Here is a 25,820-nt window from a genome sequence, read left to right as displayed (position 1 = left end):
AGCCTGGCCCGGTGGATATCCGTGCCGCCATCGCCGACGAGCGACGCCGCATCGCCGACCTGGTCGGTTCGCTGGAGCCCCGGCAGCTGGACACGCCGAGCCTCTGCGGCGAATGGACCGTCAAGGAGGTGGCCGGGCACCTGCTCGCGGCGGTGAGCAAGCCCCGGGTGTCGGTGCCCAAGCTGCTCATCAGCAGCGGCTTCCGACTGCACCGGGCGAATGCGCGCCTGGCGGTACTGACCGCCGAGCGACCGGCGGCGGAGCTCGCCCAGGGACTTCGCGACAACGCCGACAACCCGTTCCGGCCGCCGCTCGTCGGGTACCCGGGTCAGCTCACCGACCTCCAGGTCCACGGCCAGGACATGCGGCGGCCGCTGGGCCTGCCGCACGGGTTGCGGCTGGAGCGGCTGAAGGTGTCGCTGGAGTTCTTGACATCCGGTCGGGCGTACGGCTTCACGCCGAGGCGGCGGCTGGCGGGTCTGCGCTTCGAGGCCTCGGACCTGAACTGGTTCTCCGGGGTGGGGCCGCTGGTGGCCGGGCCGGCCGAGGCGCTGATCATGGTGATGTGCGGGCGTACGGTAGCGCTCGGGGAACTGGACGGCCCTGGCGTGAGAATCCTCGCCAAGCGTCTGGGCTGATCCTCGGGTCGCCGCAGCCGTTCCGTCTTCCTGAATCCTGCCTTCGAATCCTGACGGTCTGCTGTCGGATCCTGTCCCTTTCAAGGCGTTTTGCCGGGCAAATCGCGGTCTCGGGGCCCTGACACGCCGCGCTCGGCCCCCACGCCGCGCCGAAACTGTCGGACCGCCGCCCTACGTTCGCCGCATGAATGACAACGAGTACACGCCGGACCTGGACCGGCGCCCGCACACCCAGCTCGACCGCCACTTCACCTCGGGCGGCAACACCTACCAGGTCACCGCATCGGGCACAGGGGACGAACGCATCCGCCTGACCGTGACCGGCTGGGACCCCGGCGGCGAGGTGGTGAGCGAGATCAGCGGAGGGATCTTGCCGGCCGATCTGCTCGCGGTGGCGGACGCCCTCACGTCGACGCTCACCGGACTGGCCGCCCTCCGCGCCCGCGGCAAGCCCCCCGTGGCTTTGAAGGAGAAGCCGAAGCGCTACCCGAACCGCGGAGCCCGCTGGTCGCCCGAGGACGACGAACGCCTGGTGGCGCGCTATCGGGAGGGTGTCGGCTTCGGTGAGCTGATGGAGGAGTTCGGACGCAGTCGCGGTGGGATCCGGGCCAGGTTGGAGAGCCTTGGAGAGATCGCTGTGGAGGAAGGATCGGGCTTCCTGGCCCGCTTCGGCCCCGCGAGCGGGAAAGGCTCCCCAGGCGGGCCTCCCGCAAAGAGCGCCGAGTCGTTCCGGGAGAGCCCCGAGCCTTTCCGGGAGAGTGCCGAGGCTGCCGGGGGGAGTGCTCAGCCTCCGCGGGGGAGTGCTGAGTCTTTCCTCGATAGTGCCGAGCCTTCCGCAATGAGTGAGGAGATCGCCGTGGGTGCATCGTGATCGGATGACCGCGATGGGTCCGGTTGCCGGTCGGTCCGGTGGGGACCGGCCCGCGATCGGACCCGCCGCCGCCCGGGGCCCGAAGCCGTGGGCTCGGAGCGGGGGCTCCGAGCCGGGGGCCCGAGGCCGGGGGTCGAAGCCGGGGGGCCCGGGCTGCCCGGCCACCCGGCGTGTCGCCCGGCACGCTGCCGCCAATGGGTTTTGTGGGGGTTTCTCAGGGAAACGAAGCCGGGATGCCGGCCACTGTCCCTCCGATCTGGCGGATGCGTCGTCGGACACGAAGTCAGATGTCGACCGGCGTCTGGAGGGTTGGCACAGTGCACGTGGTCATCGACGGGCGATTCGTCCTCGACGAGGCCGACCTGCACCGGCGTCTGGCCGGCGCACTCGGATACGGGCCGTACTACCGCCACGACCTCGACGACCTGTGCGCCCGCCTGTCCGCCGGCGACCCCCGCCCGCTGCAGCTCGTATGGATCCACGTGGGCAGCCTGTGCATGGCGCTCGGCGTTCTCGTCTTCGACCGGTACGTCGCCATCCTGGAGGAGATCGAAGCAGCGGACACCGGGCGCCGGTGGCCCGACCGCTTCGTCTTCCGCGTCTTCGAGTAGCCGGCGAGCTCCCGCGCCCGGAGCTCGCCGACGCCGACCACGACTCGTCGCCGGCTCGGCCGCGTGCGGGTCGGCGGAGGCCAACACCCGCGCTCGGGGATGGCCGGCTTCCCCGGCGGCGTCTGATAGCCCGGCGGCGCCTGATAGCCCGGCGGCACCTGTAGATGGCCCGGCGTGCACCCGCGCTGCACCCCGGCCCGCCTCAAGTACGCCGGGTCCGACCCGATCTCACTGGCACCTGCGGACGGCTCCGCGGGTGAGCGGGTCCGGCCGTGCCCCCCTCGGCGGCCGGGCCCGCTCAGTCACCACCACGTCAGCGGGCCGGAAGGGGTGCGCCGTGACCGGACACCTGTTCGTCGGGACCGACCACGAGAAGATCGTCGTGTCGGCTCACCCGCTGCGGATGCGGACCGGGCGTGCCATGCGTGAGCGGCAGGGGTCGGTCACCGAGGTCGTGCCGGTGCCGCCGAGCGGGCGCAGCCGGGAGACCCGGGTGCGTTTCACGTCGCAGCTCTCCTTGGTCCTGATCATGCTCGTGGCCGTGCTGGGCGTCCTGGGCATCCCGTGGTGGGTCGCGGCCGCCGGGGCGGTCGCGCTGGTGACCTTCGCCACCGTGGAGCAGGCCCGGGCCGCCCGCGAAGGCTCCCTCGCCGTGCCGCGCGGCGACGACTCCTATGTTCTGGAGGCCGCCGAGGAGCGCGCCGCGTACGGCAGGGCTCTCGTTGTAGCCCGGCGGGTCCGGCTGACGTGGCCGGCGCTGCGGCACATGATCGACCCGGACGACGCGGACCGTGCCCTCGCCGCCGCGTTGCGTGAGCTCGCGTCGATCATGGCCCGGCGCCAGCAGATCCGGCGGCTTCGCGAGGAGCTGGGGGCCGCCGGGCTGCACAACCTGCCCGCCGACAGCCCGGCTGTACAGGCGCTCGCTGAGCAGCGGTTGCGGGTCGAAGGCCTGTGGCGGTCGACGGCCGCGGCGGCCAACCGGATCCTGGCCGGCATCAACGCCGCCGCGCTCGCGGGGGAGAACCTCATCCGGGAGCAGCGGATCGGCCGGACGGCTCGGGAGGCCGAGCTGGCGATCTCGCGCCTGGCCGTGGGAGCCGTGGCGCCCGCCGACTCGGGCCTGGAGCTGGCCGAGCGCACCGCCGCGGTCATCACCGCCTACCGCGAGCTGGCCGCCGGCCACTGACCGGGCGGCACGAACAACGGTCGTCTCGAGCGGATCGAGCGAGCAGACCCCATGGCACGACCCTTCCGACCTCAGCCCGCGACCGCGCGATCCACCTCCTCGCCGATCAGATCCATGTTCAGCACTGCCCCCGCCTGCAGCCCCGCGGCAGCCGAACTGACCACCTGAGCCATCGAATCGGTGACATTGCCGGCGACCCACACCCCCGGCACCGCCGTCCGCCCGGTGGGATCCGCGGCGATCGACGACCCGAAATCGTTCTCCACCGCCTCCAGTCCCAGCGACCGCACCAGCCCGGCGTTGGCATTGAACCGCGGCGCCACGACCACCGCGTCCCGGGCGATCAGCGTGCCGTCGGTCAGCCGTACCCCGGTCAATCGCCCACCCGATGCCACCACCTCGGCGACCTTCTCGGTCATTACGCGGATGCCGCGCGCGGTCAGGGCCGCGGCCTGGGATTCGTCCGGGGCGGGTGCGGTGTGCTGGAACAGCACCACGTCGTCGCTCCATTGCCGCCACAGCTGGGCGTGGTGCAGCGCCACCGGGGACGAGCCGATGATGCCGATCGCGCGGCCGCGTACCTCGTATCCGTGGCAGTACGGGCAGTGCAGCACGCCGTGCCCCCACTGGTCCCGCAGCCCGGGGATGTCCGGCAGTTCGTCGGTGAGGCCGGTGGTGATCAGCAGCCGCCGCGCCCGGAAGTGTCGGCCGTCGGTCAGCGTCACGCTCAGGCCCTCGGCGCCGGCCGTCGTCGTGCCGGCCGTCGTCGTGCCGGCCGTCGCCGTGGCGACGGTAGCTTCGATGATCTCGCCGCCGTAGCGGGTCACCTCGGCCCGGCCCAGCTCGCGGAACTCGGCGGGCGGGATGCCGTCGCGGGTCAGGTAGTTGTGGATGCCGTCCGCCGGGGCGTTGCGCGGGGTCGCGGCGTCCACCAGCAGCACCGTGCGCAGGGCGCGGCCCAGGGCCACCGCTGCGCTCATTCCGGCGGGTCCGCCGCCGATCACGATCACGTCGTATGTCATGGGGCAACGGTGGCGCGACCGGCGGGGAAGTGGCAAAGTTCTTTGCCATGACGGCAAACGAGGACGTGCTCGCCGCGGTGGGTCCCCGGCTGCGGGCGTTGCGTCAGGAGCACGGCACGACCCTCGCCGGGCTGTCCGAGATCACCGGCATCTCGGTCAGCACGCTCTCGCGTCTCGAGTCCGGGCAGCGGCGGGCGACCCTCGAGCTGCTGTTGCCGCTGGCCCGGGCATACCGGGTGCCCCTTGACGAGCTGGTCGGCGCGCCGGCCACCGGTGATCCGCGGATCTACGCGCGGCCGATCAAGCATCGCAGCGGCCAGACGATCATTCCGTTGAGCCGCCAGTCCACCGGCCTGCAGGCGTTCAAGCACCTCATCCCGGCCGGCACGCGGCAGGAGCCGGATCCGCAGACCCATGAGGGGTACGAGTGGCTGTACGTCCTCGCCGGCCGGTTGCGGATCATCCTCGGCGACCATGACCTGGTCCTGCCGCCCGGTGAGGCGGCCGAGTTCGACACCCGCGTCCCGCACTGGTTCGGCAGCGCGACGGGGGAGGCCGTCGAGATCCTGACGATCTTCGGTCCGCAGGGCGAGCGCATGCACGTCCGCGCCCGCCCCACCCGTGGCTAGATCTCCTTCACGAAGAAGTGGTCGGCGAAGCGGCGTTTCTTCCAAGCGGCGACCTCCCGGAAGCCGCAGGCGGCATAGAGCCCACGGGCCTCGACGAGATCGGTACGGGTGTCCAGCCGCAGCGTACGCAGTCCCCGGTCACGGGCGGCGTCCTCGATCGCGGCGAGCAGCCGGCGCGCCACTCCGGACCGGCGCGCCTCCGGCCGGACGTACATCTTGGTGATCTCCCCGACCGGCGGTTCGGCGAGCCGCAGCCCTACGCAGCCGACCGGGACCCCCTCGCGGTACGCGACCAGCAGCACCGTCACGTCGTCGACGGGCTCGTCGACCAGCGCCTGGTCGACCAGGGAGGCCGGCATCGGGCGGCCGTGGTAGCGGTCCACGAGCTCGACCATGTAGGGCCGGATGACCGCAACGGCGTCGGGTGCGCCGGGCGGGCGCGGGTGGATCTCGAGCATGCGCCGGATCGTGCCAAATTACGGGCGAGCCGGCGACCGGTTTCGGGCCGTGGACCGGCGGTCCTCACAGGTCGGAAGCGGTAACATCGCGCAACTGCGTAGCGTGACCGTGCGTTCACTCGTACGGGTGACTCGACTACCGCATAGTAGGCACATACCTTGGCTGCTGACATGCGTGCCCCTGGTCGAGCCCGAACACCGTCCGCTACGAGGCTTCACGACCCGGCGGCCGATGGGTGGTCGCCGTCCGGGCACGCACGATCAGGCCGCCCGGCGGGCGGTGGACATCTGCCGGGGTACGGCCACCGTCGTCCTCCGCTGTGGACGCCGTCCAAGGGCGTCGAGCGCGTCCAGCAGCATCGCCTGGACGGTGGCGGAGGCAGGCAGGTGCCAGCCGGTCTGCTCCGGCGCGACCGCCCAGCGGACCGGGCCCTGAGGGGTACGGCTGGGCGCTGCGGGGATCCACGAGCCGCGGCCGTGGCGCAGGACGTCCAGGCAGGACGCCAGCTCGGGGCGGAGCTCCTCGCCGGGGCGTACCAGGAACATCCAGCGGCCGGTGGGGGTCACCGCGACCGGGCCGCGCGCGTCTCCCCGTTCCGGCCCGATCACGCCCGTGTGCAGCCGGACCGCCCCCAGCACCCGCAGGCCGACGGGCGCGGGCACCTCCAGGGCGTCGAACCGGCCGCCCGTCGCGAGCAGCACCGTGTACGGCCGGTGCCGCCACCAGCGCGTTATCCGGTCGGTGTCGGTGGACGCGTCGTCCTCCCAGCACTCGATCGCGGGGTGGCACCCCATGATCGGGCACCCGGGACGGCCGCAGTCGAACCGGTCCCCGGTCAGGTACGCGCCCGGCGTCACCGCCCAGCCCTGTGCGGCGTACCGCAGGGCTGCTCGGCGCTGCCGGAGCCGATCGATCAATGCCCATGGGCCGATCGGTTGGCGGTTGCTCCACTGCATGGTCGGAATACCCCCGATTCGCCGGCTCCCGCCGCTATATCAGGCGGAGTTGCCGTCACCAAGCACGACACGCTTCGTTGGTTCGGTCAGATCACCTTTTGCAAGTTGCATGAGAAACTACGAGCAACGGTGGGCAGGCGATCACACAACCTGTGCGACCAGCACAGATGAGTGAGGTCCACACTGCATGTGAAGCACCGGGTGCTCACCGGCGGGGGTCGCCGGTTGAGTTTGGGGAGGCACCGTGGACGAGCTGCCGATCGGCCGCCGAGTCGCCTACTGGCGCGGCCGTCGCAAAATGTCCCAGCAGGTCTTCGCGGACCGGTTGGGCAAGTCCAAGAGCTGGGTCGACAAGGTGGAGCGGGGCGTCCGCCGGCTCGACAAGTTCTCCGTCGTCTACGAGATCGCCGACGTGCTCGCCATCGACGTCCAGCTGCTGCTGGGTAAGGACGTCGAGCGGCGGCCGGAGACGCAGAACTGCATCGACCAGGTCGAGGTCGAGGAGATTCGCGCCGCGCTCGAGCGTTACGACCAGATGAGCGCGTTCTTCCATCCCGTACCGCAGGCGCCGCCGCTGACGGAGATGCGCAAGGCGGTCAGCCACGCCTGGCTGACCTATCAGCACGCGAAGTACGGCGTCCTCGCCCGCAAGCTGCCGCAGTTGCTGCGGGACGCGCAGGCCGCCGACAGTGCGCACGCCAGCGGTGACGAGGCCCGCGACGCGGCGCACCTGCTCGGCCAGGTCTACCAGATCGCCTCGTCGGCGCTGCGCAAGGTCGGCGAGCACGAACTGTCCTGGCTGGCCGCTGACCGCTCCATCGCGGTCTCGCAGCGTGCCGGCGACCAGCTGCTCGCCGGGATGGCGAGCCACCGGGTCGGCATGGCGCTGCTCTCGCTGGGCCGGGTCCGCTCGGCGCTCGAGGTCAACGTCAACATCGCCAACCGGCTCGCGCCGACCACGCCCGAGGCGGCCACGCCGGAGCGGCTATCCGTCTACGGCCTGCTGCTGCTCACCGGGGCGATGGCGGCGGCGCGCATCGGTGACAGCGCGACCGTGCGCGACCTGGTCAGCGGCGCCGAGCAGGCGGCCGGCGCGCTCGGCGGCGACTACAACTACTACTGGACGTCCTTCGGGCCGACCAACGTGGAACTGCACCGGGCCGCGGCCGCGGTCGAGCTCGGCGACGGCGGCAAGGCGATCGAGACGCACATGCGGATCGACGGAGAGGCGTTCGCCGCGATGCTGCCCGAGCGGCGGGCCCACCACTACCTGGACATCGCCCGCGGCTACACGCAGCTCGGTGACGTGGAGAAGGCCAGCGAGATGCTGCTGGAGGGCGACCGGCTCGCCCCCTCGGAGATCCGCTGCCGTCCGCTCGCCCACGAGGTCATCTCCGACGTGCTGCGGCGCACCCGGGGAACCCCGCCGGCCCCCATCGCGGAGCTGGCCGAACAGATGGGAGTCGGCGTATGAGGTGGGTTCTGCGGTGAGAACGGGCGACACGGGGCCCGGCGTGCTGTACGTGCTGGTGTGCGGCTCGCCGATCGCCCGGGACGTGGGCGTGCTGATCGAGCTCGCCCAGCGCGACGGCTGGGAGGTGTGCGTGATCACCACCCCGGACGGGCGCAAGTTCATCGACGCGGCGGCGCTGCACGCGCAGACCGGACATCCCGTACGCAGCTACTACAAGAATCCGGGTGACGAGGATCTGCTCCCGCCCGCCGACGCCATGATCGTGGCGCCCGCGACGGTCAACACCGTCAACAAGTGGGCCGCCGGGATCACCGACACACTGGTGCTCGGCCTGCTGGTCGAGGGGTACGGCTTCGGCATCCCGACCGTGGTGGTGCCGTACACGAACAAGGTCATGGCAATGCACCCGGCGCTGCACGACAGCATCGCGAAACTACGCAACTGGGGCGTTCAGGTGCTGCACGGCGACGACGTCGTCCGGCTGGGCGGTCCCGGGCAGAACGACCGTTTCCGGAGCCAGTTCCCGTGGCGCCGGGCGCTGCAGGCCCTGAACACCCGCTTCGACACCGACACCCGAGTGGAACCCAAGGCTCGTTCCTAGGATCCAACAGACTCAAGCATCGGTCGTGACCGAGAATGACACCCGAGCGAGCCGGAGCTCGCTCTACCCGGATCGGTAGAGTCAACGGCCGTGACCGACAGCGCCGTTGCCCCACCCACCGTCCGTGAGGTCGTGGCTGCCCTGGACGCCCGATATCCGAGGGCCTGGGCCGAGCAGTGGGACCGGGTGGGTCCGGTCCTCGGTGATTTCGACGTCGCCGTCGAGACGATCCTCTGCGTCGTCGACTGCGTGCCCGAGACGGTCGAGGAGGCGGTCGCGGCCGGTGCCGGTCTGATCGTCGCGCACCACCCGCTGCTGCTGAAGGGCGTCTCCTCGGTCGCTCCGGACACGTACAAGGGCCGGATCGTGCATCGGCTGATCAAGTCCGACATCGCCCTGTACGTGGCGCACACCAACGCCGACGTCGCCCACCCCGGTGTCTCCGACGCCCTCGCGGCCCGGCTCGACCTCGTCATGCTGCGCCCGCTGGTGCCGACCGCCCCTGGCACCCCGGCCGAGGGCGAGGGCCGCGGCGCGGGCCGGGTCGGGGAGCTCGCCGCGCCGATGCGGCTCGCCGATCTCGCCACCTTCGCGGCCCACCGGCTGCCGGCCACCGCCGCGGGCGTCCGCGCCGCCGGGGACCCGGACCGCCTGATCCGTACCCTCGCCGTGTGCGGGGGAGCGGGCGACTCCTTCCTGCGTGACGCCGCGGCCGCCGGTGCCGACGCCTACCTCTGCGCCGATCTTCGCCATCATCCCGCGAGCGAGCACCTCGCCGCGGGCGGCCCGGCCCTGCTCGACGTCGCCCACTGGGCGAGCGAGCGGCCCTGGCTCGACGAGGTGGCCGGGTGGCTGCGCGCGCAGTTCGGCGTCACCGCGCTCGTGTCCGATCTCGACACCGACCCCTGGACCGTGCACGCGGTCAGCCCAGACAAGGAGAACCATCTGTGAAGGCCGCCCCCGAAGCCCAGCGCCGCCTGCTCGACCTGCAGGGCATCGACACCGCGCTCAACCAGCTCGCGCACCGCCGCCGGTCGCTGCCCGAGCTGGCCGAGATCGACACGGTCGCGCGGGAGATCTCCGCGCTGGAGGACGAGCGCACCCGGGCCCAGGTGGCCGTCGACGACCTGGACCGCGACATCACCCGCTTCGAGAAGGACATCGAGCAGGTCCGTACCCGTAAGCAGCGGGACCAGGCCCGGCTCGACGCCGGCGCCGCGCTGCGCGAGATCGAGGGTCTGCAGCACGAGCTGGCCACGCTCAACCGCCGCCAGTCCGAGCTCGAGGACGCCGAGCTGGAGCTCATGGAGCAGCGGGAGACCGCCGAGCAGACGCTCAACGAGGTGAAGAAGCGGCTCGCCGAGGCGACCGAGCGCCGCACCGCGGCCGAGACCCGCCGGGACGAGGCGTACGCGGAGATCACCAAGGAGCAGGAGTTCAAGACCCAGTCGCGGGCGCCGCTGGCCGCGGACCTCCCGCCGGACCTCATCAAGCTCTACGACAAGATCCGGGAGGAGACCGGGCTGGGCGCCGCGCTGTTCCGTTCCGGGCGCTGCGGCGGCTGCAGGATCGAGCTGTACGGCGCCGACCTGAACCGGGTGAAGGCGGCAGCGGCCGACGAGGTGGTCCGCTGCGAGGAATGCCGCCGGATCATGGTCCGTACGGCGGAGTCAGGCCTGTGAGCGACCTGCGGGTCGTCGTCGAGGCGGATGGCGGCTCCCGGGGCAATCCGGGGCCGGCCGGGTACGGCGCCGTGGTCCGCGAGGTCGCCTCGGGGGACGTCCTGCTGGAGCGCTACGGCGCGCTCGGCACCACGACGAACAACGTCGCCGAGTACCAGGGCCTGATCGCCGGTCTCCAGGCCGCCGCCGAGCTGGGCGCGGCCCGGGTCGACGTACGGATGGACTCCAAGCTGGTCGTCGAGCAGATGTCCGGGCGCTGGCAGATCAAGAACCCGGGCCTGCGCCCGCTCGCCGCCGAGGCCGCCACCCTGGTGAACCGCTTCTCGGGAGTGACCTTCGACTGGATTCCGCGCGAGCGCAACAAGCTGGCCGACGCTCTCGCCAACCGGGCGATGGACGAGGCCGCCGGCAAGCCGGTCCGGGACGTCATCGAGCCGGAGGAGAAGGCTCCCCCGAGGAACTGGGCCCCGCCGTCGCTGGATTCGGCCACGCGGCTGATCCTGGTCCGCCACGGTGAGACGGCGCTGACCCAGCAGGGCCGCTACTCCGGCCGCGGCGACGTCCCGCTCTCGGACGAGGGGCAGGCGCAGGCCATGGCCGCGGCCGGGCGGGTGGCCGGCATCAGCCGCGACGTCGCGGCCGTCGTCTCCTCACCCCTGCAGCGGTGTACGCGCACCGCCGAGCTGATCGCCGCCGAGCTGGGCAATGTGGCGGTGACGGTCATGCCGGAGCTGATCGAGTGCGACTTCGGCGACTGGGAGGGGCTGACGTTCGGCGAGGTGCGCGAGCGGTGGCCGGACGAGATGGATCGATGGCTCGGGTCCACGAGCGTCGCGCCGCCGGGCGGGGAGTCCTTCCAGACCGTGTCCAAGCGGATCCGCGGTGCGCTGGCGACGCTGCAATCGGCGTACCCGTCGTCGGTCGTCGTAGTGGTCTCGCACGTCTCACCGATCAAGCTGATCCTGCGGGATGCGCTCGCCGCGGGCGACGCGTTCCTGCACCGGCTTTTCCTCGACGCGGCCGGCGTCTCCACCATGGACATGTGGCCGGATGGGGGCATAGCGGTGCGTTCGGTCAACGAGACGGCGCATCTTCGATAGACGCTTATTGCTTCTCCAGGAGCGGACGTTTAGCTTCCTCAATCAGGAAACTTTGTTAAATGCTCTGCCCCTGGAGGGCTCATGCGCGGATACACCCGTCGCTTCCTCGCCGCCGCCGCGGCCGTCCTGGTCGGCGTCACCGCCGCACCGGGAGCCGCGCAGGCGCACGGGAGGAAGCCGTACGTCAAGGTCGGGTACTTCACCCAGTGGGGCATCTACGGCCGCGACTTCCAGCTCGCCAAGGTGGAGAAGTCGGGCGCGGCCGCCCGGCTCACCCACCTCAACTATGCGTTCGGCCCGGTCACCGCGGCCGGCGTCTGCGACTCGGCCGACCCCTGGGCGGACTGGCAGACGCCGTTCTCCGCCGAGCTCAGCGTCGACGGCGTCGCCGACGTGCCCGGCCAGCCGATCGCCGGCAACCTCAACCAGCTCGCCGAGCTCAAGAAGAAGAATCCCGGCCTGCGGGTGCTCATCTCGTTGGGCGGGTGGACCGGCTCGGCGTACTTCTCCGACGCCGTCCTCACCGACGCCTCCCGCAAGAAGCTGGTCAGCTCCTGCGTGGACCTGTGGATCAAGGGCGACCTGCCGGGGCTGCCCGCGGGCGTTGCCGCCGGCATCTTCGACGGCGTCGACCTCGACTGGGAGTGGCCCGGTTCCGAGGGCAACGCCGGCAACGTCTTCCGGCTGGAGGACAAGGAGAACTTCAAGCTCCTGACCGCGGAGTTCCGCCGGCAGCTGGACCGGCTGTCGCGCACGACGAAGAAGCACTACGACCTGACCGCGTTCCTGCCGGCCGCCCCCGCCAAGATCGCCGCGGGGTTCGATCCGAAGATCTTCAAATATCTCGATTTCGGTACGGTGCAGGGCTACGACTTCCACGGCTCGTGGGAGTCGCGGACGAACCAGCAGTCCGCGCTGCGCGTGCCGAGGGGTGCCCCGGACGACCCCGACTTCTCCGCCCAGGTCGCCATCGAGGCGTGGCGTGACCTGGGCGCGCCGGACCGCAAGCTGGTGCTCGGCATCCCGTACTACGGGCAGGGCTGGACCGGCGTGACCGGCGGCGGCAACGGGCTGTTCGCCCCGGCCGCGGTCGGTGCACCCGGGAAGTTCGGTGTCGGCACCGAGGACTACAAGGTGCTCAAGCACCTGCCGGCGCAGGGGTTCACCGTCCACCGTGACTGGCGGGCCGGCCACTCGTGGCTGTTCGACGGCACCACCTTCTGGACGTACGACGACCCGGCGCAGATCGCGCAGAAGACGGCGTACATCCGGACGCAGGGGCTGGGCGGCGCGATGATGTGGTCGCTGGACGGCGACGACGAGAACGCCTCGCTCACCCGTACCATCTCGGCCGGTCTCTGGTCGCCCTGGCGGCACTGACAACGACGTCCCGGGGGTGGTGTGCCGTTCGGCGCACCACCCTTGCCGTTCGGCGCATCATGATCTCGGGGCTGACCTCGGTGCGAAGCCTCTCGGTAACCTGCGGCCGATGGCCGTGAATACCGGCGACGAGGAGGTGTCACCATGACTGAACAGACCCGTGCTCCGCGCAGTGACCGCAGCCCGTGGAACTGGCTGCTCATCATTCCGATCGTCGTGCCGCTGCTGGTCCCGTTGTACAACCACGACAAGCCCCGGTTCCTCGGCTTCCCGGCGTTCTACTGGGTGCAGTTCGCGTTCATCATCCTCGGCGTGGCCACCACGTCCGCCGTCTACGTGATGACCCGCCGGCCGGCGCCGCGGGAGGCCGGCGATGAGTGACCACATCACCGAGATCATCGTCTTCTCGCTGCTGTTCCTGCTCGTCAGTGGCATGGGCTTCGTCGCGGCCCGGTGGCGCGCACCCAAGGACATGGCACACCTCGACGAATGGGGCCTCGGCGGCCGCAGCTTCGGCGGCTGGATCACCTGGTTCCTGGTGGGCGGCGACCTCTACACCGCGTACACCTTCGTGGCGGTCCCCGCGCTGATCTTCGGCGCAGGTGCGGCCGGGTTCTTCGCGGTGCCGTACACCGTGATCATCTACCCGCTGTTCTTCCTGATCCTCATCCGGCTCTGGTCGGTGTCGCACCGGCACGGCTTCGTGACGCCGGCCGACTTCGTGCGCACCCGGTTCGACTCGCCGACGCTGGCGCTGCTGGTGGCGATCACCGGGATCGTGGCGACCATGCCGTACATCGCGCTGCAGCTGGTCGGGATCGAGTCCGTACTCAAGACGATGGGGGTCACCGGCGAGAGCGCGCTGGCCCGCCACGCGCCGATCATCGTGGCATTCGCGATCCTGGCGGCGTACACGTACCAGTCGGGGCTGCGGGCACCGGCGCTGATCGCGTTCGTCAAGGACACGCTGATCTACATCGTGATCATCGTGGCGGTGCTGTATCTGCCGTACAAGCTCGGCGGCTGGGGCAGCATCTTCGACGACGCCAACGCCAAGTTCCAGGCGTCCCCTTCCCCGGGCGACGGCATTACGCTCAACGCCAACAACCAAGTCCAGTACGTCACGCTGGCGCTCGGTTCGGCCCTGGCGTTGTTCCTGTACCCGCACAGCATCACCGGCGTGCTTGCCAGCAAGAACCGCAACGTCATCAAGCGGAACATGTCGGCGCTGCCCGCGTACAGTTTCCTGCTCGGTCTGATCGCCCTGCTCGGGTACATGGCCATCTCGGCCGGAGTGAAGCCGCTGCCCGGCAGCAAGGCCGGCAGCGTGGACAGCAACACCGTCGTGCCGCTGCTGTTCGACCAGCAGTTCCCGGCGTGGTTCGCGGGCATCGCGTTCGCGGCCATCGGCATCGGCGCCCTGGTCCCGGCGGCGATCATGTCGATCGCGGCGGCGAACCTGTTCACCCGCAACATCTACAAGGAGTACATCAAGAAGGACGCGACCCACGCGCAGGAGGCGAACGTCTCCAAGATCACGTCGCTGGTCGTCAAGGTCGGTGCGGTCGCCTGCATCATCTTCCTCGACCCACAGTTCTCCATCGACCTGCAGCTCATCGGCGGCATCATCATCCTGCAGACGGGGCCGGCCGTCGCCCTCGGCCTCTACACCCGCTGGCTGCACCGCGGCGGGCTCATCGCCGGCTGGATCGCGGGCATGGGCCTGGGCATGTGGATGCTCTACCAGATCCCCAACGCGGCGACCGGCCGCAAGCACTTCGGCGGCTCGGCGTTCCCGCTGTCCGAGTTCGGCTTCGACACCAAGAAGACGATCTACGTGGGCTTCGTGGCGGTGGCGGTCAACCTCCTGGTCGCGGTGATCGGGACGCTCATCCTGCGGGCGGCCAAAACCCCGGAGGGCATGGACGGTACGGCGCCGAGCGACTACTTCGCCGACGAGGACGATCCGCGCCTCGACAAGGCCCGTACCACGCCGGACACCATCGCCTCGTCGACCTGAGTTGTTGCCGCGGCCCCTTCTACCGGGGGCCGCGGCCCTTGATGTGCGTGTCCATGTCGCGCGTCAGCCGCTCCAGCACCGCGGCGAGCTCCTTGCGCTCCTGCGACGTCCAGTCCTTCAGCATCGTGTCGTAGAGCTCGCGGCGGGCCCGGCTCACCGCGTCGACCTGGGTGAGCCCCCGCTCGGTAGCGGCGATGACCGTGCCCCGCCCGTCCTCCGGGTCGGGGCTGCGATGCACCAGGCCGTCCCGGTGCATCGCGCTGACCTGCCGGGTGACCGTCGAGCCGTCCAGGTTGAGCCGGTTGGCGACGGCCGAGACGTTCTGCGGCCCCGACTCCTGCAGCAGGCGCAGGATCACGTACGCGGCCCGGTCCAGCGCCCGGTGCGGCCGGGGCGAACTGCGCCGGGTCGCCTCGCCCAACCGGATCAGCATCGCGACCTGGGTCTCGATCGTGCCGAGCGCCGCCTCGTCCCTCACCATGTGCCCTTTCCTCGTCGTTCGTATTGTGCCCGCCCGGGCGTCACGCGAAGGCACGCCACAACAGCACCATCCCGATGGTCACCCCGAACGTCACGATGAGACCCTTCAACACCCTGCCCGGCAGCCTGCGAGCGACCCGCGCACCCACGTACCCGCCGACCACCGTCGCAGGCGCGACCACCAGCACCGCACCCCAGTGGATCGGCGCGAAGAACGCGAAGACCACGACGGTCACCAGCCCGACGCACGCGGACAGCGCATTCTTCAGCGCGTTGATCCGGTTCAGCGTCTCATCCAGCACGAGGGCGAGTGCGGCCACGTACATCACCCCGAGCGCGGCGCCGAAGTACCCGCCGTACACGGCACCGACGAAGACGACGACCTGAAGAGCCCCCCGCCGATCGGCACTGCGATGCCCGACCAGCGCCCGCAACCGATCCTGGAACGCCAGCGTGGCGGCCGCCCCCAGCACCAGAAACGGCACGATGACCTCGAACGCCCGCGCCGGAGTCCCCAGCAGCAACGCACACCCCGCGACAGCCCCCACCACACTCGTCGGCACGATCGCCGCCAGCCGCCGCCCCTGACCGGCGAGATCGGCCCTGCTCCCGGCGACGCTGGAGACGTACCCGGGAAACACGGACACGGAATTGGTGACATTGGCGTCGACGGAGGGCAGCCCGGCACCGAGCAGACTCGGAAAAGTGATCAGCGAGCCCCCGCCGGCGACGGCATTGACCACCCCGGCGGCAAGACCCGCGGCGACCAGCAGGAGAACATGTCCGACATCCATGATGCGACGAATCTACGTTCCCGCTCCACGCCCCGGTGCCGTGCCCTGGAGATCGACGATCCGATGCTGCCGTACCATGGGACGGCGACGGACGAGTCGGCCGGGCGGTCGCGTCGGTACCCGCGAGCGGGTGCCGCCGAGGAACGTCCGGACTCCGCAGAGCAGGGTGGTTGCTAACGGCAACCCGGGGTGACCCGCGGGAAAGTGCCACAGAGAACAGACCGCCGGCTTCGAGCCGGTAAGGGTGAAACGGTGGGGTAAGAGCCCACCAGCACCCCGGGTGACCGGGGTGGCTCGGTAAACCCCACCCGGAGCAAGGCCAAGAAAGGCCCGGAGTCCCCGGACACCGGGCCGGCGCAGGCGTTCGAGGGCTGCTCGCCCGAGCCTGCGGGTAGGCCGCAAGAGCCTGCCGGCAACGGTAGGCCGAGATGGATGACCGCCCCCGGCGAGAGATCGCCGCGGACAAAATCCGGCGTACAGGCCGACTCGTCCGTCGCCCACGCGCTGAGCTGCGAGAACGCTTGGCCGGGCATCCCGGAGTCGCCCGGGGGTCAGCATCTGATCCAGGTCCGCCATCAGGTTGCGGTGGCCAGGGGCAAGGTTCCCGATGAGGCCTGCCTCGTGAAGGCTGAAGCCACCGTGCTGCAACACATAGCTCTTCGCCGCCTCGGCGACCCGCAGGTGTCCCCGATCTTCGCTGCGGCCACACGCAGCGCCGCGGGGTCGACTTCGAATGTCATGGCCCCTCGATGCTTCCCACTATCAGCACAGCCGCGACGGCCAGCGCCAGCCCGATCACCGCCATGCCCAGACTCCGCCACCGCATCCCGGCCTGACAGCGCGGCGTCCGTGGTGCGGTGCAGCCGCACGCCCTCGATGCACGAGGGTACGAACGCGGCGGCGGGCAGAAGCAACAGCGGCCACCCCACCAGCGGGATCGGTTCCCCGGACGCCGTCGTCACGACGGCCGACAACAGGATGATCAGATACACGCCCGTGAAGAGGAAGGCGAACTTGCCCGCCAAGCGCTGCATCTCCGGCTTCGGTTTCACCACGCCGATCTTTCACCGTGTAGCGCGTTTCCACGGGAGGCCCACAGGGATGGTGTGCACGGCTGAACGCATCCCGTCGCGCAGGCTTCGCCTTCCCGCTGCTCGGGGTCGTACGGCCGGAGGCCCCGCCCGCCGGAGGCTTGGTGGTGTCTCGGCAGTCGGCAACCGCCCAGCTGACTGGAGCCAAAGCTACGCTGGCCGGTGTGGGCGAGGATGCCGCCGACCGTAGCGAGCACCGCATGGCGTCCGGCCGTCGGCGTGCTGAACTCCAGGAACGCATGGACGAGCTGGCGCGGCGGCGCAAGGAGACTGACGCCTACATCGGTGAGGCGAGGGGCTCGGGTGCTGAGCAAGTACGGATCGCGCGCGAGATCCTTCAGCGAGCCCGTCGAGCGGCCGGCGTGGCGGCCGAACGGGCCGCTGTGGCTCATGAAGCCGCGGCGCACGCACACGAGCGCGCCGCTGCGTTGCATGAGCGGATAGCCGATCTCGGTGGCGGTGACCGCGAAGACCATCTGCGCCGCGCCGCCGACCACCGTCGCGCTGCCTGCAAGGACCGGGAGGCCGCGGTGGCGGACAGGTCCGCCCCGGATACGGGTCATCAGCCAAGCATCCGGCGCGACGACGAGCCGTAGACGTCTGTGGACCTCTGTTTACTCGCCGTGGGTGATTCGGTCGCGTCCAGTTCTCCAGGCGGTGCGCATCTGGCGGTAGCCGTCGTATACCCGCCGGGGTGTGTCCTTAGCTGGGTCGTCGTGGACGCTGGCGAACGGCACGGCGCCGAACTGGCCTATCTGTGATGCTCCCCATGCCCAGCGCGGCACGCCGCCGGTCCAGGCCCGCACGATCCAGCCTGCGCTGGAGATGATGTCGATGTCTTCGACGTCGTTCCAGTAGTCGCTGGAGCACCCTCGATCAGAATCAGAACTCCCGTGAGTCCCGCCAGAACAAGGTTGCGTCGCCGTGCAGCCGGTGGGGTCGTCATGCGATCAAGCATGATTCGGCTAGCTGTTCGGGCCGGTCCGGCGGCTCCGCCAGCGCGCGGCGATCCGTTCGACGATCGGCGTCTCGCGCACTGTCGTGAGCTCGATCAGCTCGGTGCGCGGCGCTGTCAGTGAACGCGGAGCCGCGAACTGTGCCACTTCGGCGGCTACGCGCTGCACCAGCTCGTCGGCTGCCTGTCGGCCATCCGCGCTGCCTGACCACTCTGCCCACGGGTTCTCCTCCCAGTGGGCGATCACGGGGCTGGGGCGGCCGAGCGTCGACCGGGCCAGCCAGGCGACCGGGGTGACGACGAGGCATGCCAGCCAGGACAGCAGGTACCACACCAGGAAGGGCGACATGATCGCCAGGAGGGTGGTCGCGTACACGCCGACGATGAGGCCGATGATGTTGTCGTCGGGCCAGCCTTCCGGCCACCACTCCACGACCCACCGCGGTAGCCGGGGGCGCCACGCCAGTCGTCGGCGGAATACCCGCCACTGACGACCGTCCGCCGCTCGTACCTTCATCTCACTCACCCGGCCTTGAGGGCGTCGAAGTCGCCGTTCATCTGGTGGCGCAGCACGACCGTGGTCGCCGACATCATCTCGAAGCCTTCGATGAACATCTGGACCTGTTCCACCGCCAGCTTGACGCCGTCCACGACCAGGTCGTACAGCGACGAGACGACACCATAGAGCGCCGTGGCCAGCTTTGCCCAGTTCGTGGCCACCATGATCTTCCCCAGGCCCTTGCTGATCCGGGACATGTAGAAGGTCAGCGTGTACAGCAGGCCTTTGACGGTGTGCTCGTACTGGGCGGCCATCGACTCGCACATCTGCTGCATTGTGTCCGCCATCTGCGCGAGCGCCTCGAACGCGGCCATCCAGCGTGATCGGATGTGATAGTCGAACGCCTGGGAGGCGCCGATCGTGCCGGAACCGCTGGAATCCCAGTGGTCCGACAGTGCATCCATGCCGTCGTTCAAGTCGGCAGCCACGCCCCGCCAGGCGGCTTCCAGTTCGCCGTAGGCACGAGCGATGCGCTTGAGACCGCCCCAGTCTCCGAACAGGAGCGGCATGACGGCGCCGAGGATGTCGTACCCGGTCAGCTTCTCGATCATGTTGTTGACGGTGCCGAACGAACTCTTCAGGTTGTCCTCGGCTTCGCTGACTTCGCGCGTGTACGGCGGCGCCATCAATGTCAGGACCGCGCCGCCGGCGCCTCCGGCGGGCGACGTCTGCACGTCGATCTCACGCCAGTCATACGGGACGCTCCACTCGGACGCTACCGACCATTGCGTCTCCGCCGCCGTCCAGTCGGCCCGGTCGTAGTCGTCGGCAGACCGGCGAAGATCCGTAGCCGTTCTCCGCAGGCCCCGTTGCGCCGCCGCGATCAGGTCCAGCGTCGACTCGGCCACCGATGTGAGCGCCGGCCGCGCGGGGGTGAGCGTGCCGTCCAGCCCTTCGAAGTCCAGACAGTGAGCCTGCACGTACTTCGCCATCTCGGCCAAAGCGGAGTCACAGTTGGCCTCGATCCGATCGGCGTAGCCGCGCAGGAACGAAGTCTCGACCTGGATGCTCACGGGCCCACCTGCCCGGCGGTCTCGGCGTAGGCCTCCTCCATGGTTATGCCTCGCCGCACGAACCGGCCGGCATCCTCCAGGTGCTGCAGGCGCCGATCCATCCACATCGAGACGGCACGGCCGCCCTCGTCCTCGGTCGCGCCCGACATGACGGTCTTCCAGTCCAACTCGCCGGATTCGAACTTGGCGACGACGTCACGGAACTGCTCAGGAGCATCACGGGGAACGGTCGTCAGCCCGACCGGCTCGTCGAAGAGCGCGCTGTCGGCGTCCGCGAGTCGTTCTTCCGCCCGCTGCCGCCACTGTTCGACGGCCCGCTCGGACTCGTAGACGTGTTCATCCACCCGCCGCCGGAGCTCCGCCAGCTCCCGCTCCCAGTTGATCATTGAAGCAGTGTTACAGCGAAGCGCACGTTGCCGCGACCCCCGACCTGCTCACAGCGGGAGCGGTAGGAATGGAATGTGAAGAAGCCGTGACCAGCAGTTACGGTTTTGCCGCGGCGATGACCTGGGTGAGGGCCGCGTGGAGGCTTCTCAGCTCCTCGATCGGCATGCCGAGCCGCTCCACCACCGCCCGCGGGATCTTCTCCGCGCGGTCCCGCAGCTTCCTGCCCTCCGGCGTCAGCGTGATGGCCAGGCTCCGCTCGTCGGAGCGGTCCCGCTCGCGGCGCAGGTAGCCGCTCGCCTCGAGCCGTTTGAGCAGCGGTGACAGGGTTCCCGGGTCGAGTTGCAGCAGCTCGCTCAGCCGGCGCACCGACAGCGGCGCGTACTGCCACAGCGCCAGCATCACCAGGTACTGGGGGTGGGTGAGGCCCATGGGTTCCAGGATCGGGCGGTAGACGGCCACGACGCCGCGTGCTGCAACGGAGAGGGCGAAGCAGACCTGTTCCTCCAGGGCCAGGAGGTCGGTGTCGGGTGAGTCACTCACTGTTGTTCTCCTCAGGTCGGCCGCTAGACTACCAATAGTTGGGGTACCAATGTTTTGTACACCAAGGGAGTGGCATCCGTCATGGCGAAGATCGGCCCGGGGCGGTTCGCGCGCTGGTTTCACGAGACCTTCCACGACTGGTTCTTCCGGTCGATGATCGGACCGGCGCAGACCGCGAATGCCGTGCACGGGTGTGAGCAGCCGGCGCGGGAGCAGTGGAAGCGGGACCTCGAGGCGCGGAAGGCGTTCACCCGGGAGCAGCGCGAGCGCAAGCGGCTCGACCGGGAGGGGCGCCGGCCGACCACTCGATGATGCATTTCTGTCGGGCATCCGGCTCGCTCGTTCCGGGCCGCGGCACCCCGACCTAACCTGCGGGCAAGTCGTTGCGCAGGAGGCGATATGACGGTCCCGCAGCAAAGCGCCGAGTTTCTCGCCCGCCCGGTGGACGCCGTGGCGGGGCTCCTTCCTGATCGGCGCAGCGCGGAGGCGGCGATCGCGGCGTTGCGTGCCGCCGGGTTCCGGCCGGTCGAGGCGCGCCCGCGGCATCCCGGGCATTGCCGGTTGCGGGACTGGGGCGGCGATACGACGATCATGAATTTGTACGTGGAAGGCCTCCACAAAGGGCACTCCCCGGTGATCGTGCCGTCGCCGTGGGACCGGCGGGAGCAGGTGGGGCGGCTGCTGGTCCGGAATCAGGGGCACGCGGTCTACTACTTCACCGCCGACGGGGTCGAGTCGCTGACCGTCCTGGTCTGATGGGCTGGACCGGTCGGTTTGTGCACCGGGCGCGTGTTCTGAACCCTCGGCGTGCGAATGGCCCCGCGTGACATCGTCCATTAAGTTTTCGTGAATCGGATAGCGCGTTCCGCGATTCTCGCCCGGCGCCGCTCGGGGGTGGTCCCGGATTCTTCCGTGCCGGTCCCGGCGGCCCTGGGAAAGAATGGTCGTCATCCGGGGTGTGCCGTGGAAACGCGGCTCGATCGGAAAGGTCCGCCGAGAGTTCCACAATGGCGTCGGCTAATGGGATTGAGCTGCGATGATGCCGCCGGTGCGCCGGCCTGCCGGATGGCTTGGGTAGCCGGATCGCGATGAGCGGTGGCCGGTCGACGAGGGGTCGGTCCGGTACTCAGCCGCCGGGCTCGCTCGCTGGCGCCGAATCCCGCGTGCGGCGTAAAACAGCAGCTTGGACCGGCCCTCCTGAGAGGACGGCGGCATGAGTAAAGTGGGGCGCCGATGCATCGACCCCACGGGGTGTGCCGGTGATCATCGCCTCCGGCCGCTTCGGTTGACGTGCAACTTGCACACTCATAGTGTCTGATATGTAACGGCGCGTGCTTGCTGGCTAATCTGGCAGTACCGTCGCGAGTGAGTAGCAGGATGTTGGACCGGCCGCGAGGAGTGCTTGGTGAGTGTCAGGATCGGCATCAACGGTTTCGGCCGGATCGGTCGCTCGGTCATGCGCATCATCAGCAGCGCTCCGGCCTCGGGAATCACTGTTACTGCCATTAATGACATCGCGCCGCCGGACCGATTGGCATACGCGCTGAAACGCGACAGCTTACGCGGCCGATTCGCCGGCTCCGTGCATGCCGTCGGCGGGCAGCTCATCGTCGACGATCGTCCCGTGTGGACATACCAGGAGGCGCAGCCGGGTCGCATCCCGTGGGGTGACGCCGGCGTCGACGTGGTGATCGAGGCGACCGGGCGGTTCCGCAACGGCGACGTCGCCCGCGCGCACATCACGCAGGGGGGCGCCCGCAAGGTGGTGATCAGCGCTTCCGCCACGGATCCCGATGCGGTGCTGGTCTACGGGGTCAACCACGACACGTACGACCCGGCGCACCACGACGTGGTCTCGCCCGCGTCCTGCGGGGTGAACGCGCTGTCGGTGATGGCCAAGGTGCTGCTCGACCGGTTCGGCCTGCGCAGCGTGCAGACCTCGGTGGTGCTCGCGATCCAGGGCTGGCAGCGGGTGCAGGACGCCTCGTCCGGCACGTCGCGCGACGACCCGCGGCTGGGCCGGGCCACCGCCGAGAGCATCATCCCGCACGACCACGTCGCCGGTGACCTGGTCAGTGTCGCCCTGCCGCGGCTGGGGGAGGTCCGCTACAGCTACTACTGCGTGCCCACGCCGATCGGGTCGCTCGCCGAGCTGGGCGGGTTCACCGACCGACCGGTCGCCGCCGAGGAGGTGAACCGGGCGATCGCGGAGGCGGCGGCCGGCCCGATGCGCGGCCTCATCGACTACGAGCCCGACCCGACCGTCTCGATCGACGTACGCGACAACCCGGCGTCCTGCCTGTTCGACCCGTCCGGCACCCAGACGACGGCGGACGGCGGCGTGAAGGTGCGCGGCTGGTTCGACAACGAGTGGGGCTTCTCGCACCGGCTGCTCGACCTGGCCCGCCTGGTGGGGGAGCGTGAGCCCGTGCCGGCGGGCCTGATGTACAAGACCGCCGTGGCTTGACCCGGCTGGGCGGGCGGTGGTGTAGAACGGGTCGGTGACACCCCGCGAAGCGATCGAAGCCGCGGCCCGGCGCATCGGCGGCCGGGTGCGGCGGACCCCGGTCCTCATGGACGGTTCCGTCGGCTACAAGCTCGAGCTGGTGCAGCACGCCGGGTCCTTCAAGACCCGGGGGATGCTCAACAAGATCCTCGTCGCTGCCGAGCGGGGGCTGCCGGCGTCCGGCATCATCGCCGCGTCCGGGGGGAATGCCGGGCTGGCGGCCGCGTACGCCGCCCGGGAGGTGGGGGTGGCCGCCGAGATCTACGTGCCCGTCACGGCCCCGGCGGTCAAGGTCGCGAAGCTGGCCAAGCTCGGTGCCCACGTCACCCAGGCCGGCGGCGAGTACGCGGAGGCTTACGCCGCCGCCGTCGTGCAGGCCGATCGGACCGGGGCACTCTTCTGCCACGCGTACGACGACCCCGACATGGTGGCCGGCAACGGCACCCTCGGGCTCGAGTTGCTGGACCAGCTGCCGGACGGCTTCGACACGGTGCTGGTCGCCGTCGGTGGCGGCGGCCTGATCGCCGGTGTCGCCGCGGCCCTGCACGGCCGGGCCAAGGTCGTCGCCGTGGAGCCGCGGACGGCGCAGGCGCTGCATGCCGCGCTGGCGGCCGGTGAGCCGGTGGACGTGCCGGTCTCCGGCGTCGCCGCCGACTCGCTGGGCGCGCGCCGGGTCGGGGAGATCGCCTTCGCGACCGCGGTCGAGGTGGGGCTCACCTCGGTGCTGGTGGAGGACCAGGCCATCGTCGAGGCTCGCCGCCGGCTCTGGGACGACTATCGCTTGGCGGTGGAGAACGGTACGGCCGCCGCCCGCGCCGCCCTCGACTCCGGCGCGTACGTCCCCGAGCCGGGCGAACGCGTGATCGTGCTGCTGTGCGGCGCCAACACCGATCCGGCCGACCTCGCCTGACCGCGGCCCTCGGGCGGCCATGATCCGACGATCTCCTGCGGCCCACCCGCGACGTCCGCGATGCTGAAGGTATGACGGATGGGGACGACCAGATCAAATCGGTGAGCCAGTTTCGCCGGTTCGCTGTGGTGGTCTGCCTCGCCGGCGCGCTGGTGCAGCTCGCCCTGACGGCCTACTACCTCGGCATGGGCCACAAGGCGACACCCCACGACATACCCGTGGGCCTCGTGTCGCCGGTGAGCAAGCAGGCCGCGATTCTCGACCTGCTCGAGCGGGACGGGGTTTTCGAGGTGACCATCTACCCCGCACCCGCCGAGATGCGCAAGGCGATCAAACGCCGCGAGGTGTACGGCGGGGTCGACGTGACCGCCGCGCAACCGCATCTGTACGTGGCCGGCGCCGCGGGTACGGCGGCGGCGAGCCTGCTGCGGAACACGTACACGAGTGTCATCGCGCAGCAGAACGCCCAGCAGCTCGCGGCCCTGGCCCGGCAGGCCGGCACGATCTCGATCGCCCAGGCGCAGGCACTCGCCACGCCGCCGCCGATCACGGATGTAGTGCCGCTGCCGGCCGACGACGTCAACGGCGCGTCCCTGGGCTTCCTCACCCAGGCGCTGGCCCTGGGCGGCACCATCGCCTCCGTCGGGCTCGGCCGGCTGATCCCGCGCACGCGGCGGTCCTGGAGGCGCGGGCTGGGCCACCTGGCCACCCTGTTCGTGTACGCCCTCGGCTCGGCCGCGGTGGTGCTCTGGTCGATGAGCTGGTTCGGGGTCGGGACCGACGCGAATCAACCCGTGATGCTGGGCATCTTCGCGCTGGTCTCGCTCGCCATCACCGCGTCGACCGCGGGCGCGGTCGCCCTCCTTGGCCCGGGCGGTGCGCTACTCGGCGGCGTCTACTTCACCATCGGTACGGTGATCAGCGGCGCCAGCATCCTTCCGGAGTTCCTGCCCCCGTTCGGCCGCGTGGTCGGCGAGAACCTGCCGACGGGCGCAGGTGTGCAGGCGGTCCGCGACGACCTCTATTTCCCGGACGCGCCGGTCGCGGGGCACCTGGGCGTGCTCGCCCTCTACGCCGGCATCGGCTGCCTGCTCGTCCTGGTCACGAACCTCCTGCCGAACCGTACCGATCGCATCTCGGAGCTCGATCTCGAGGTGAAGGACCGGATCGAGGGCAACGAGGTGCGGCAGCCGGTCGCGGTTTCCTGACCGGATTTTGATCCGTTGTGACGTTCGGCGCGTGGACTCCTTGGCAAGTGCGGGGTACGGTCGATCCCGTACTTGAAGCGTCAAGTGCTTAGGGAGCCACCATGTCTGTAGGTATTCGCAGCCGCGTCACCGTTCCGCTGAGGTTCTCGGACGGCTACCGGACCACGGCCGAGGTCGTCACCTTCGAGGGGCTGACCGACGGCAAGGAGCACCTCGCGCTCGCCCTCGGCGACGTGGCGAACGCGGATGTGCCGCTGGTCCGGCCGCACTCCGAGTGCCTCACCGGCGACGTGTTCGGCTCCGAGCGCTGCGACTGCGGCCCCCAGCTGCGCGAGGCGGTCGAGCGGATCGCCACGGCCGGCGGCTACCTGCTCTACCTGCGCCAGGAGGGGCGGGGCATCGGGCTCTACGCGAAGCTCGACGCGTACGCGCTGCAGGACCTCGGCATGGACACGTACGAGGCGAACCGGGCGCTCGGGCACGCCGATGACGAGCGGGACTACACCGCGGCGGCGCAGATGCTCACGGCCCTCGGCGTGACGTCGGTCGACCTGCTGACCAACAATCCCGACAAGGCGGCCCAGCTGCGCGCGCTCGACGTCGACGTGCGGTCCGTCCTCCCCACGGGTGTGCACGCCTCCGACGCGAACGTCCGCTACCTGCAGGCGAAGGTGTCGCACACCGCGCACACCATCGACCTACCCCTCGCGGTCTGATTTCCGGGTAGCCGCTCAGGGTTTTCTCG

The 25,820-nt window shown here is 70.2% G+C and carries 30 protein-coding genes and 1 other RNA gene; 20 read left to right on the top strand and 11 right to left on the bottom strand.

All coding sequences use genetic code 11. From position 1 onward, the window contains the following. Nucleotides 1-11: 11 nt before the first annotated feature. The 4 genes from AB0368_RS24110 to AB0368_RS24095 all read left to right on the top strand — a co-directional run bounded on the left by AB0368_RS24110 (nucleotide 12) and on the right by AB0368_RS24095 (nucleotide 3,309). Nucleotides 12-638, top strand: coding sequence for a maleylpyruvate isomerase family mycothiol-dependent enzyme (locus AB0368_RS24110; protein WP_366156211.1), 627 nt, complete (start codon nucleotides 12-14; stop codon nucleotides 636-638). Between the two features lie 184 nt (nucleotides 639-822). Next, nucleotides 823-1,509 carry a hypothetical protein gene (locus tag AB0368_RS24105; protein WP_366156210.1) on the top strand — a complete coding sequence of 229 codons (687 nt, stop codon included), beginning with the start codon at nucleotides 823-825 and terminating at the stop codon, nucleotides 1,507-1,509. A 317-nt stretch (nucleotides 1,510-1,826) separates the two neighbouring features. Continuing rightward, nucleotides 1,827-2,120 (top strand): barstar family protein, encoded by a 294-nt coding sequence (locus AB0368_RS24100; RefSeq protein ID WP_366156209.1) that lies wholly within the window; start codon nucleotides 1,827-1,829, stop codon nucleotides 2,118-2,120. A gap of 337 nt (nucleotides 2,121-2,457) precedes the next feature. Next, nucleotides 2,458-3,309: a hypothetical protein gene (locus AB0368_RS24095; protein ID WP_366156208.1), complete on the top strand. Its 852-nt coding sequence runs from the start codon at nucleotides 2,458-2,460 to the stop codon at nucleotides 3,307-3,309. Between the two features lie 71 nt (nucleotides 3,310-3,380). On the opposite strand, the gene AB0368_RS24090 is transcribed toward AB0368_RS24095, so the two are convergent. Beyond that, nucleotides 3,381-4,331: an NAD(P)/FAD-dependent oxidoreductase gene (locus tag AB0368_RS24090; protein ID WP_366156207.1), complete on the bottom strand. Its 951-nt coding sequence runs from the start codon at nucleotides 4,329-4,331 to the stop codon at nucleotides 3,381-3,383. A 47-nt stretch (nucleotides 4,332-4,378) separates the two neighbouring features. On the opposite strand from AB0368_RS24090, the gene AB0368_RS24085 reads away from it, so the two are divergent. After that, nucleotides 4,379-4,960, top strand: a complete 582-nt coding sequence (locus AB0368_RS24085) for an XRE family transcriptional regulator (protein WP_366156206.1) — start codon at nucleotides 4,379-4,381, stop codon at nucleotides 4,958-4,960. Here AB0368_RS24085 and AB0368_RS24080 read toward each other — a convergent pair. Continuing rightward, nucleotides 4,957-5,418, bottom strand: coding sequence for a GNAT family N-acetyltransferase (locus tag AB0368_RS24080; RefSeq protein ID WP_366156205.1), 462 nt, complete (start codon nucleotides 5,416-5,418; stop codon nucleotides 4,957-4,959). The genes AB0368_RS24085 and AB0368_RS24080 overlap by 4 nt on opposite strands. Before the next feature lie 261 nt (nucleotides 5,419-5,679). Continuing rightward, a complete protein-coding gene (locus tag AB0368_RS24075) occupies nucleotides 5,680-6,375 on the bottom strand; it encodes a bifunctional DNA primase/polymerase (protein WP_366156204.1) in 696 nt (231 codons plus the stop codon). Between the two features lie 244 nt (nucleotides 6,376-6,619). Here AB0368_RS24075 and AB0368_RS24070 point away from each other — a divergent pair, with 244 nt between their 5' ends. From AB0368_RS24070 to mctP, 8 genes are all read left to right on the top strand, one after another. Further along, nucleotides 6,620-7,849: a helix-turn-helix domain-containing protein gene (locus AB0368_RS24070; protein ID WP_366156203.1), complete on the top strand. Its 1,230-nt coding sequence runs from the start codon at nucleotides 6,620-6,622 to the stop codon at nucleotides 7,847-7,849. Nucleotides 7,850-7,862: 13 nt separating this feature from the next. After that, on the top strand, nucleotides 7,863-8,450 hold the full coding sequence (locus AB0368_RS24065; RefSeq protein WP_366156202.1) for a flavoprotein: 588 nt from the start codon (nucleotides 7,863-7,865) through the stop codon (nucleotides 8,448-8,450). Nucleotides 8,451-8,540: 90 nt separating this feature from the next. Beyond that, nucleotides 8,541-9,401, top strand: a complete 861-nt coding sequence (locus tag AB0368_RS24060; RefSeq protein WP_366156201.1) for a Nif3-like dinuclear metal center hexameric protein — start codon at nucleotides 8,541-8,543, stop codon at nucleotides 9,399-9,401. Continuing rightward, nucleotides 9,398-10,132 carry a C4-type zinc ribbon domain-containing protein gene (locus AB0368_RS24055; protein WP_366156200.1) on the top strand — a complete coding sequence of 245 codons (735 nt, stop codon included), beginning with the start codon at nucleotides 9,398-9,400 and terminating at the stop codon, nucleotides 10,130-10,132. Before AB0368_RS24060 ends, AB0368_RS24055 begins: the two co-directional genes overlap by 4 nt. Continuing rightward, nucleotides 10,129-11,232 (top strand): bifunctional RNase H/acid phosphatase, encoded by a 1,104-nt coding sequence (locus AB0368_RS24050; protein WP_366156199.1) that lies wholly within the window; start codon nucleotides 10,129-10,131, stop codon nucleotides 11,230-11,232. Before AB0368_RS24055 ends, AB0368_RS24050 begins: the two co-directional genes overlap by 4 nt. Nucleotides 11,233-11,313: 81 nt before the next feature. Beyond that, nucleotides 11,314-12,612 carry a glycoside hydrolase family 18 protein gene (locus tag AB0368_RS24045; protein WP_366156198.1) on the top strand — a complete coding sequence of 433 codons (1,299 nt, stop codon included), beginning with the start codon at nucleotides 11,314-11,316 and terminating at the stop codon, nucleotides 12,610-12,612. A 144-nt stretch (nucleotides 12,613-12,756) separates the two neighbouring features. Continuing rightward, entirely contained in the window at nucleotides 12,757-12,993 is a 237-nt protein-coding gene (locus AB0368_RS24040) for a DUF3311 domain-containing protein (RefSeq protein WP_366156197.1), read from the top strand. Further along, nucleotides 12,986-14,632, top strand: a complete 1,647-nt coding sequence (gene mctP / locus AB0368_RS24035; RefSeq protein ID WP_366156196.1) for a monocarboxylate uptake permease MctP — start codon at nucleotides 12,986-12,988, stop codon at nucleotides 14,630-14,632. The genes AB0368_RS24040 and mctP overlap by 8 nt, the downstream gene beginning before the upstream one ends. 19 nt (nucleotides 14,633-14,651) lie before the next feature. On the opposite strand, the gene AB0368_RS24030 is transcribed toward mctP, so the two are convergent. Together AB0368_RS24030 and AB0368_RS24025 are read right to left on the bottom strand one after the other, a co-directional pair. Then, a complete protein-coding gene (locus tag AB0368_RS24030; RefSeq protein WP_366156195.1) occupies nucleotides 14,652-15,113 on the bottom strand; it encodes a MarR family transcriptional regulator in 462 nt (153 codons plus the stop codon). Nucleotides 15,114-15,153: 40 nt separating this feature from the next. Continuing rightward, nucleotides 15,154-15,906, bottom strand: coding sequence for a sulfite exporter TauE/SafE family protein (locus AB0368_RS24025; RefSeq protein WP_366156194.1), 753 nt, complete (start codon nucleotides 15,904-15,906; stop codon nucleotides 15,154-15,156). Between the two features lie 92 nt (nucleotides 15,907-15,998). Between AB0368_RS24025 and rnpB the strand changes: the two genes are divergently transcribed. Beyond that, an RNA gene (gene rnpB, locus AB0368_RS24020) (RNase P RNA component class A) lies at nucleotides 15,999-16,399 on the top strand. A gap of 82 nt (nucleotides 16,400-16,481) precedes the next feature. On the opposite strand, the gene AB0368_RS24015 is transcribed toward rnpB, so the two are convergent. The 6 genes from AB0368_RS24015 to AB0368_RS23990 form a co-directional block, all read right to left on the bottom strand. Further along, nucleotides 16,482-16,961 (bottom strand): hypothetical protein, encoded by a 480-nt coding sequence (locus AB0368_RS24015; RefSeq protein WP_366156193.1) that lies wholly within the window; start codon nucleotides 16,959-16,961, stop codon nucleotides 16,482-16,484. Continuing rightward, nucleotides 16,955-17,560, bottom strand: a complete 606-nt coding sequence (locus AB0368_RS24010; RefSeq protein ID WP_366156192.1) for a hypothetical protein — start codon at nucleotides 17,558-17,560, stop codon at nucleotides 16,955-16,957. The genes AB0368_RS24015 and AB0368_RS24010 overlap by 7 nt, the downstream gene beginning before the upstream one ends. A 402-nt stretch (nucleotides 17,561-17,962) precedes the next feature. Then, complete coding sequence (locus tag AB0368_RS24005; RefSeq protein WP_366156191.1) at nucleotides 17,963-18,385, bottom strand: hypothetical protein; 423 nt, start codon at nucleotides 18,383-18,385, stop codon at nucleotides 17,963-17,965. An 89-nt stretch (nucleotides 18,386-18,474) separates the two neighbouring features. After that, nucleotides 18,475-19,524: a hypothetical protein gene (locus AB0368_RS24000; protein WP_366156190.1), complete on the bottom strand. Its 1,050-nt coding sequence runs from the start codon at nucleotides 19,522-19,524 to the stop codon at nucleotides 18,475-18,477. Further along, the gene (locus tag AB0368_RS23995) at nucleotides 19,521-19,910 is read right to left on the bottom strand and encodes a hypothetical protein (RefSeq protein WP_366156189.1); all 390 of its coding nucleotides are present in this window, start codon (nucleotides 19,908-19,910) and stop codon (nucleotides 19,521-19,523) included. The genes AB0368_RS24000 and AB0368_RS23995 overlap by 4 nt, the downstream gene beginning before the upstream one ends. 97 nt (nucleotides 19,911-20,007) lie before the next feature. Further along, on the bottom strand, nucleotides 20,008-20,451 hold the full coding sequence (locus AB0368_RS23990; RefSeq protein WP_366156188.1) for a MarR family transcriptional regulator: 444 nt from the start codon (nucleotides 20,449-20,451) through the stop codon (nucleotides 20,008-20,010). Between the two features lie 81 nt (nucleotides 20,452-20,532). Between AB0368_RS23990 and AB0368_RS23985 the strand changes: the two genes are divergently transcribed. From AB0368_RS23985 to ribA, 6 genes are all read left to right on the top strand, one after another. Beyond that, nucleotides 20,533-20,763 carry a hypothetical protein gene (locus tag AB0368_RS23985; RefSeq protein ID WP_366156187.1) on the top strand — a complete coding sequence of 77 codons (231 nt, stop codon included), beginning with the start codon at nucleotides 20,533-20,535 and terminating at the stop codon, nucleotides 20,761-20,763. Nucleotides 20,764-20,850: 87 nt separating this feature from the next. Beyond that, complete coding sequence (locus AB0368_RS23980) at nucleotides 20,851-21,207, top strand: hypothetical protein (RefSeq protein WP_366156186.1); 357 nt, start codon at nucleotides 20,851-20,853, stop codon at nucleotides 21,205-21,207. 649 nt (nucleotides 21,208-21,856) lie between these two features. Next, nucleotides 21,857-22,918 carry a type I glyceraldehyde-3-phosphate dehydrogenase gene (locus AB0368_RS23975; RefSeq protein ID WP_366156185.1) on the top strand — a complete coding sequence of 354 codons (1,062 nt, stop codon included), beginning with the start codon at nucleotides 21,857-21,859 and terminating at the stop codon, nucleotides 22,916-22,918. Between the two features lie 34 nt (nucleotides 22,919-22,952). Continuing rightward, on the top strand, nucleotides 22,953-23,867 hold the full coding sequence (locus AB0368_RS23970) for a serine/threonine dehydratase (RefSeq protein WP_366156184.1): 915 nt from the start codon (nucleotides 22,953-22,955) through the stop codon (nucleotides 23,865-23,867). A gap of 71 nt (nucleotides 23,868-23,938) precedes the next feature. Then, on the top strand, nucleotides 23,939-25,075 hold the full coding sequence (locus tag AB0368_RS23965; protein ID WP_366156183.1) for a hypothetical protein: 1,137 nt from the start codon (nucleotides 23,939-23,941) through the stop codon (nucleotides 25,073-25,075). A 101-nt stretch (nucleotides 25,076-25,176) separates the two neighbouring features. After that, the gene (gene ribA, locus AB0368_RS23960; protein WP_366156182.1) at nucleotides 25,177-25,791 is read left to right on the top strand and encodes a GTP cyclohydrolase II; all 615 of its coding nucleotides are present in this window, start codon (nucleotides 25,177-25,179) and stop codon (nucleotides 25,789-25,791) included. The last annotated feature ends 29 nt before the right edge of the window (nucleotides 25,792-25,820 follow it).

Source organism: Actinoplanes sp. NPDC051475 (assembly GCF_040689425.1).
GTDB lineage: Bacteria > Actinomycetota > Actinomycetes > Mycobacteriales > Micromonosporaceae > Actinoplanes.
This window is presented reverse-complemented; position numbering and strand designations above follow the sequence as displayed.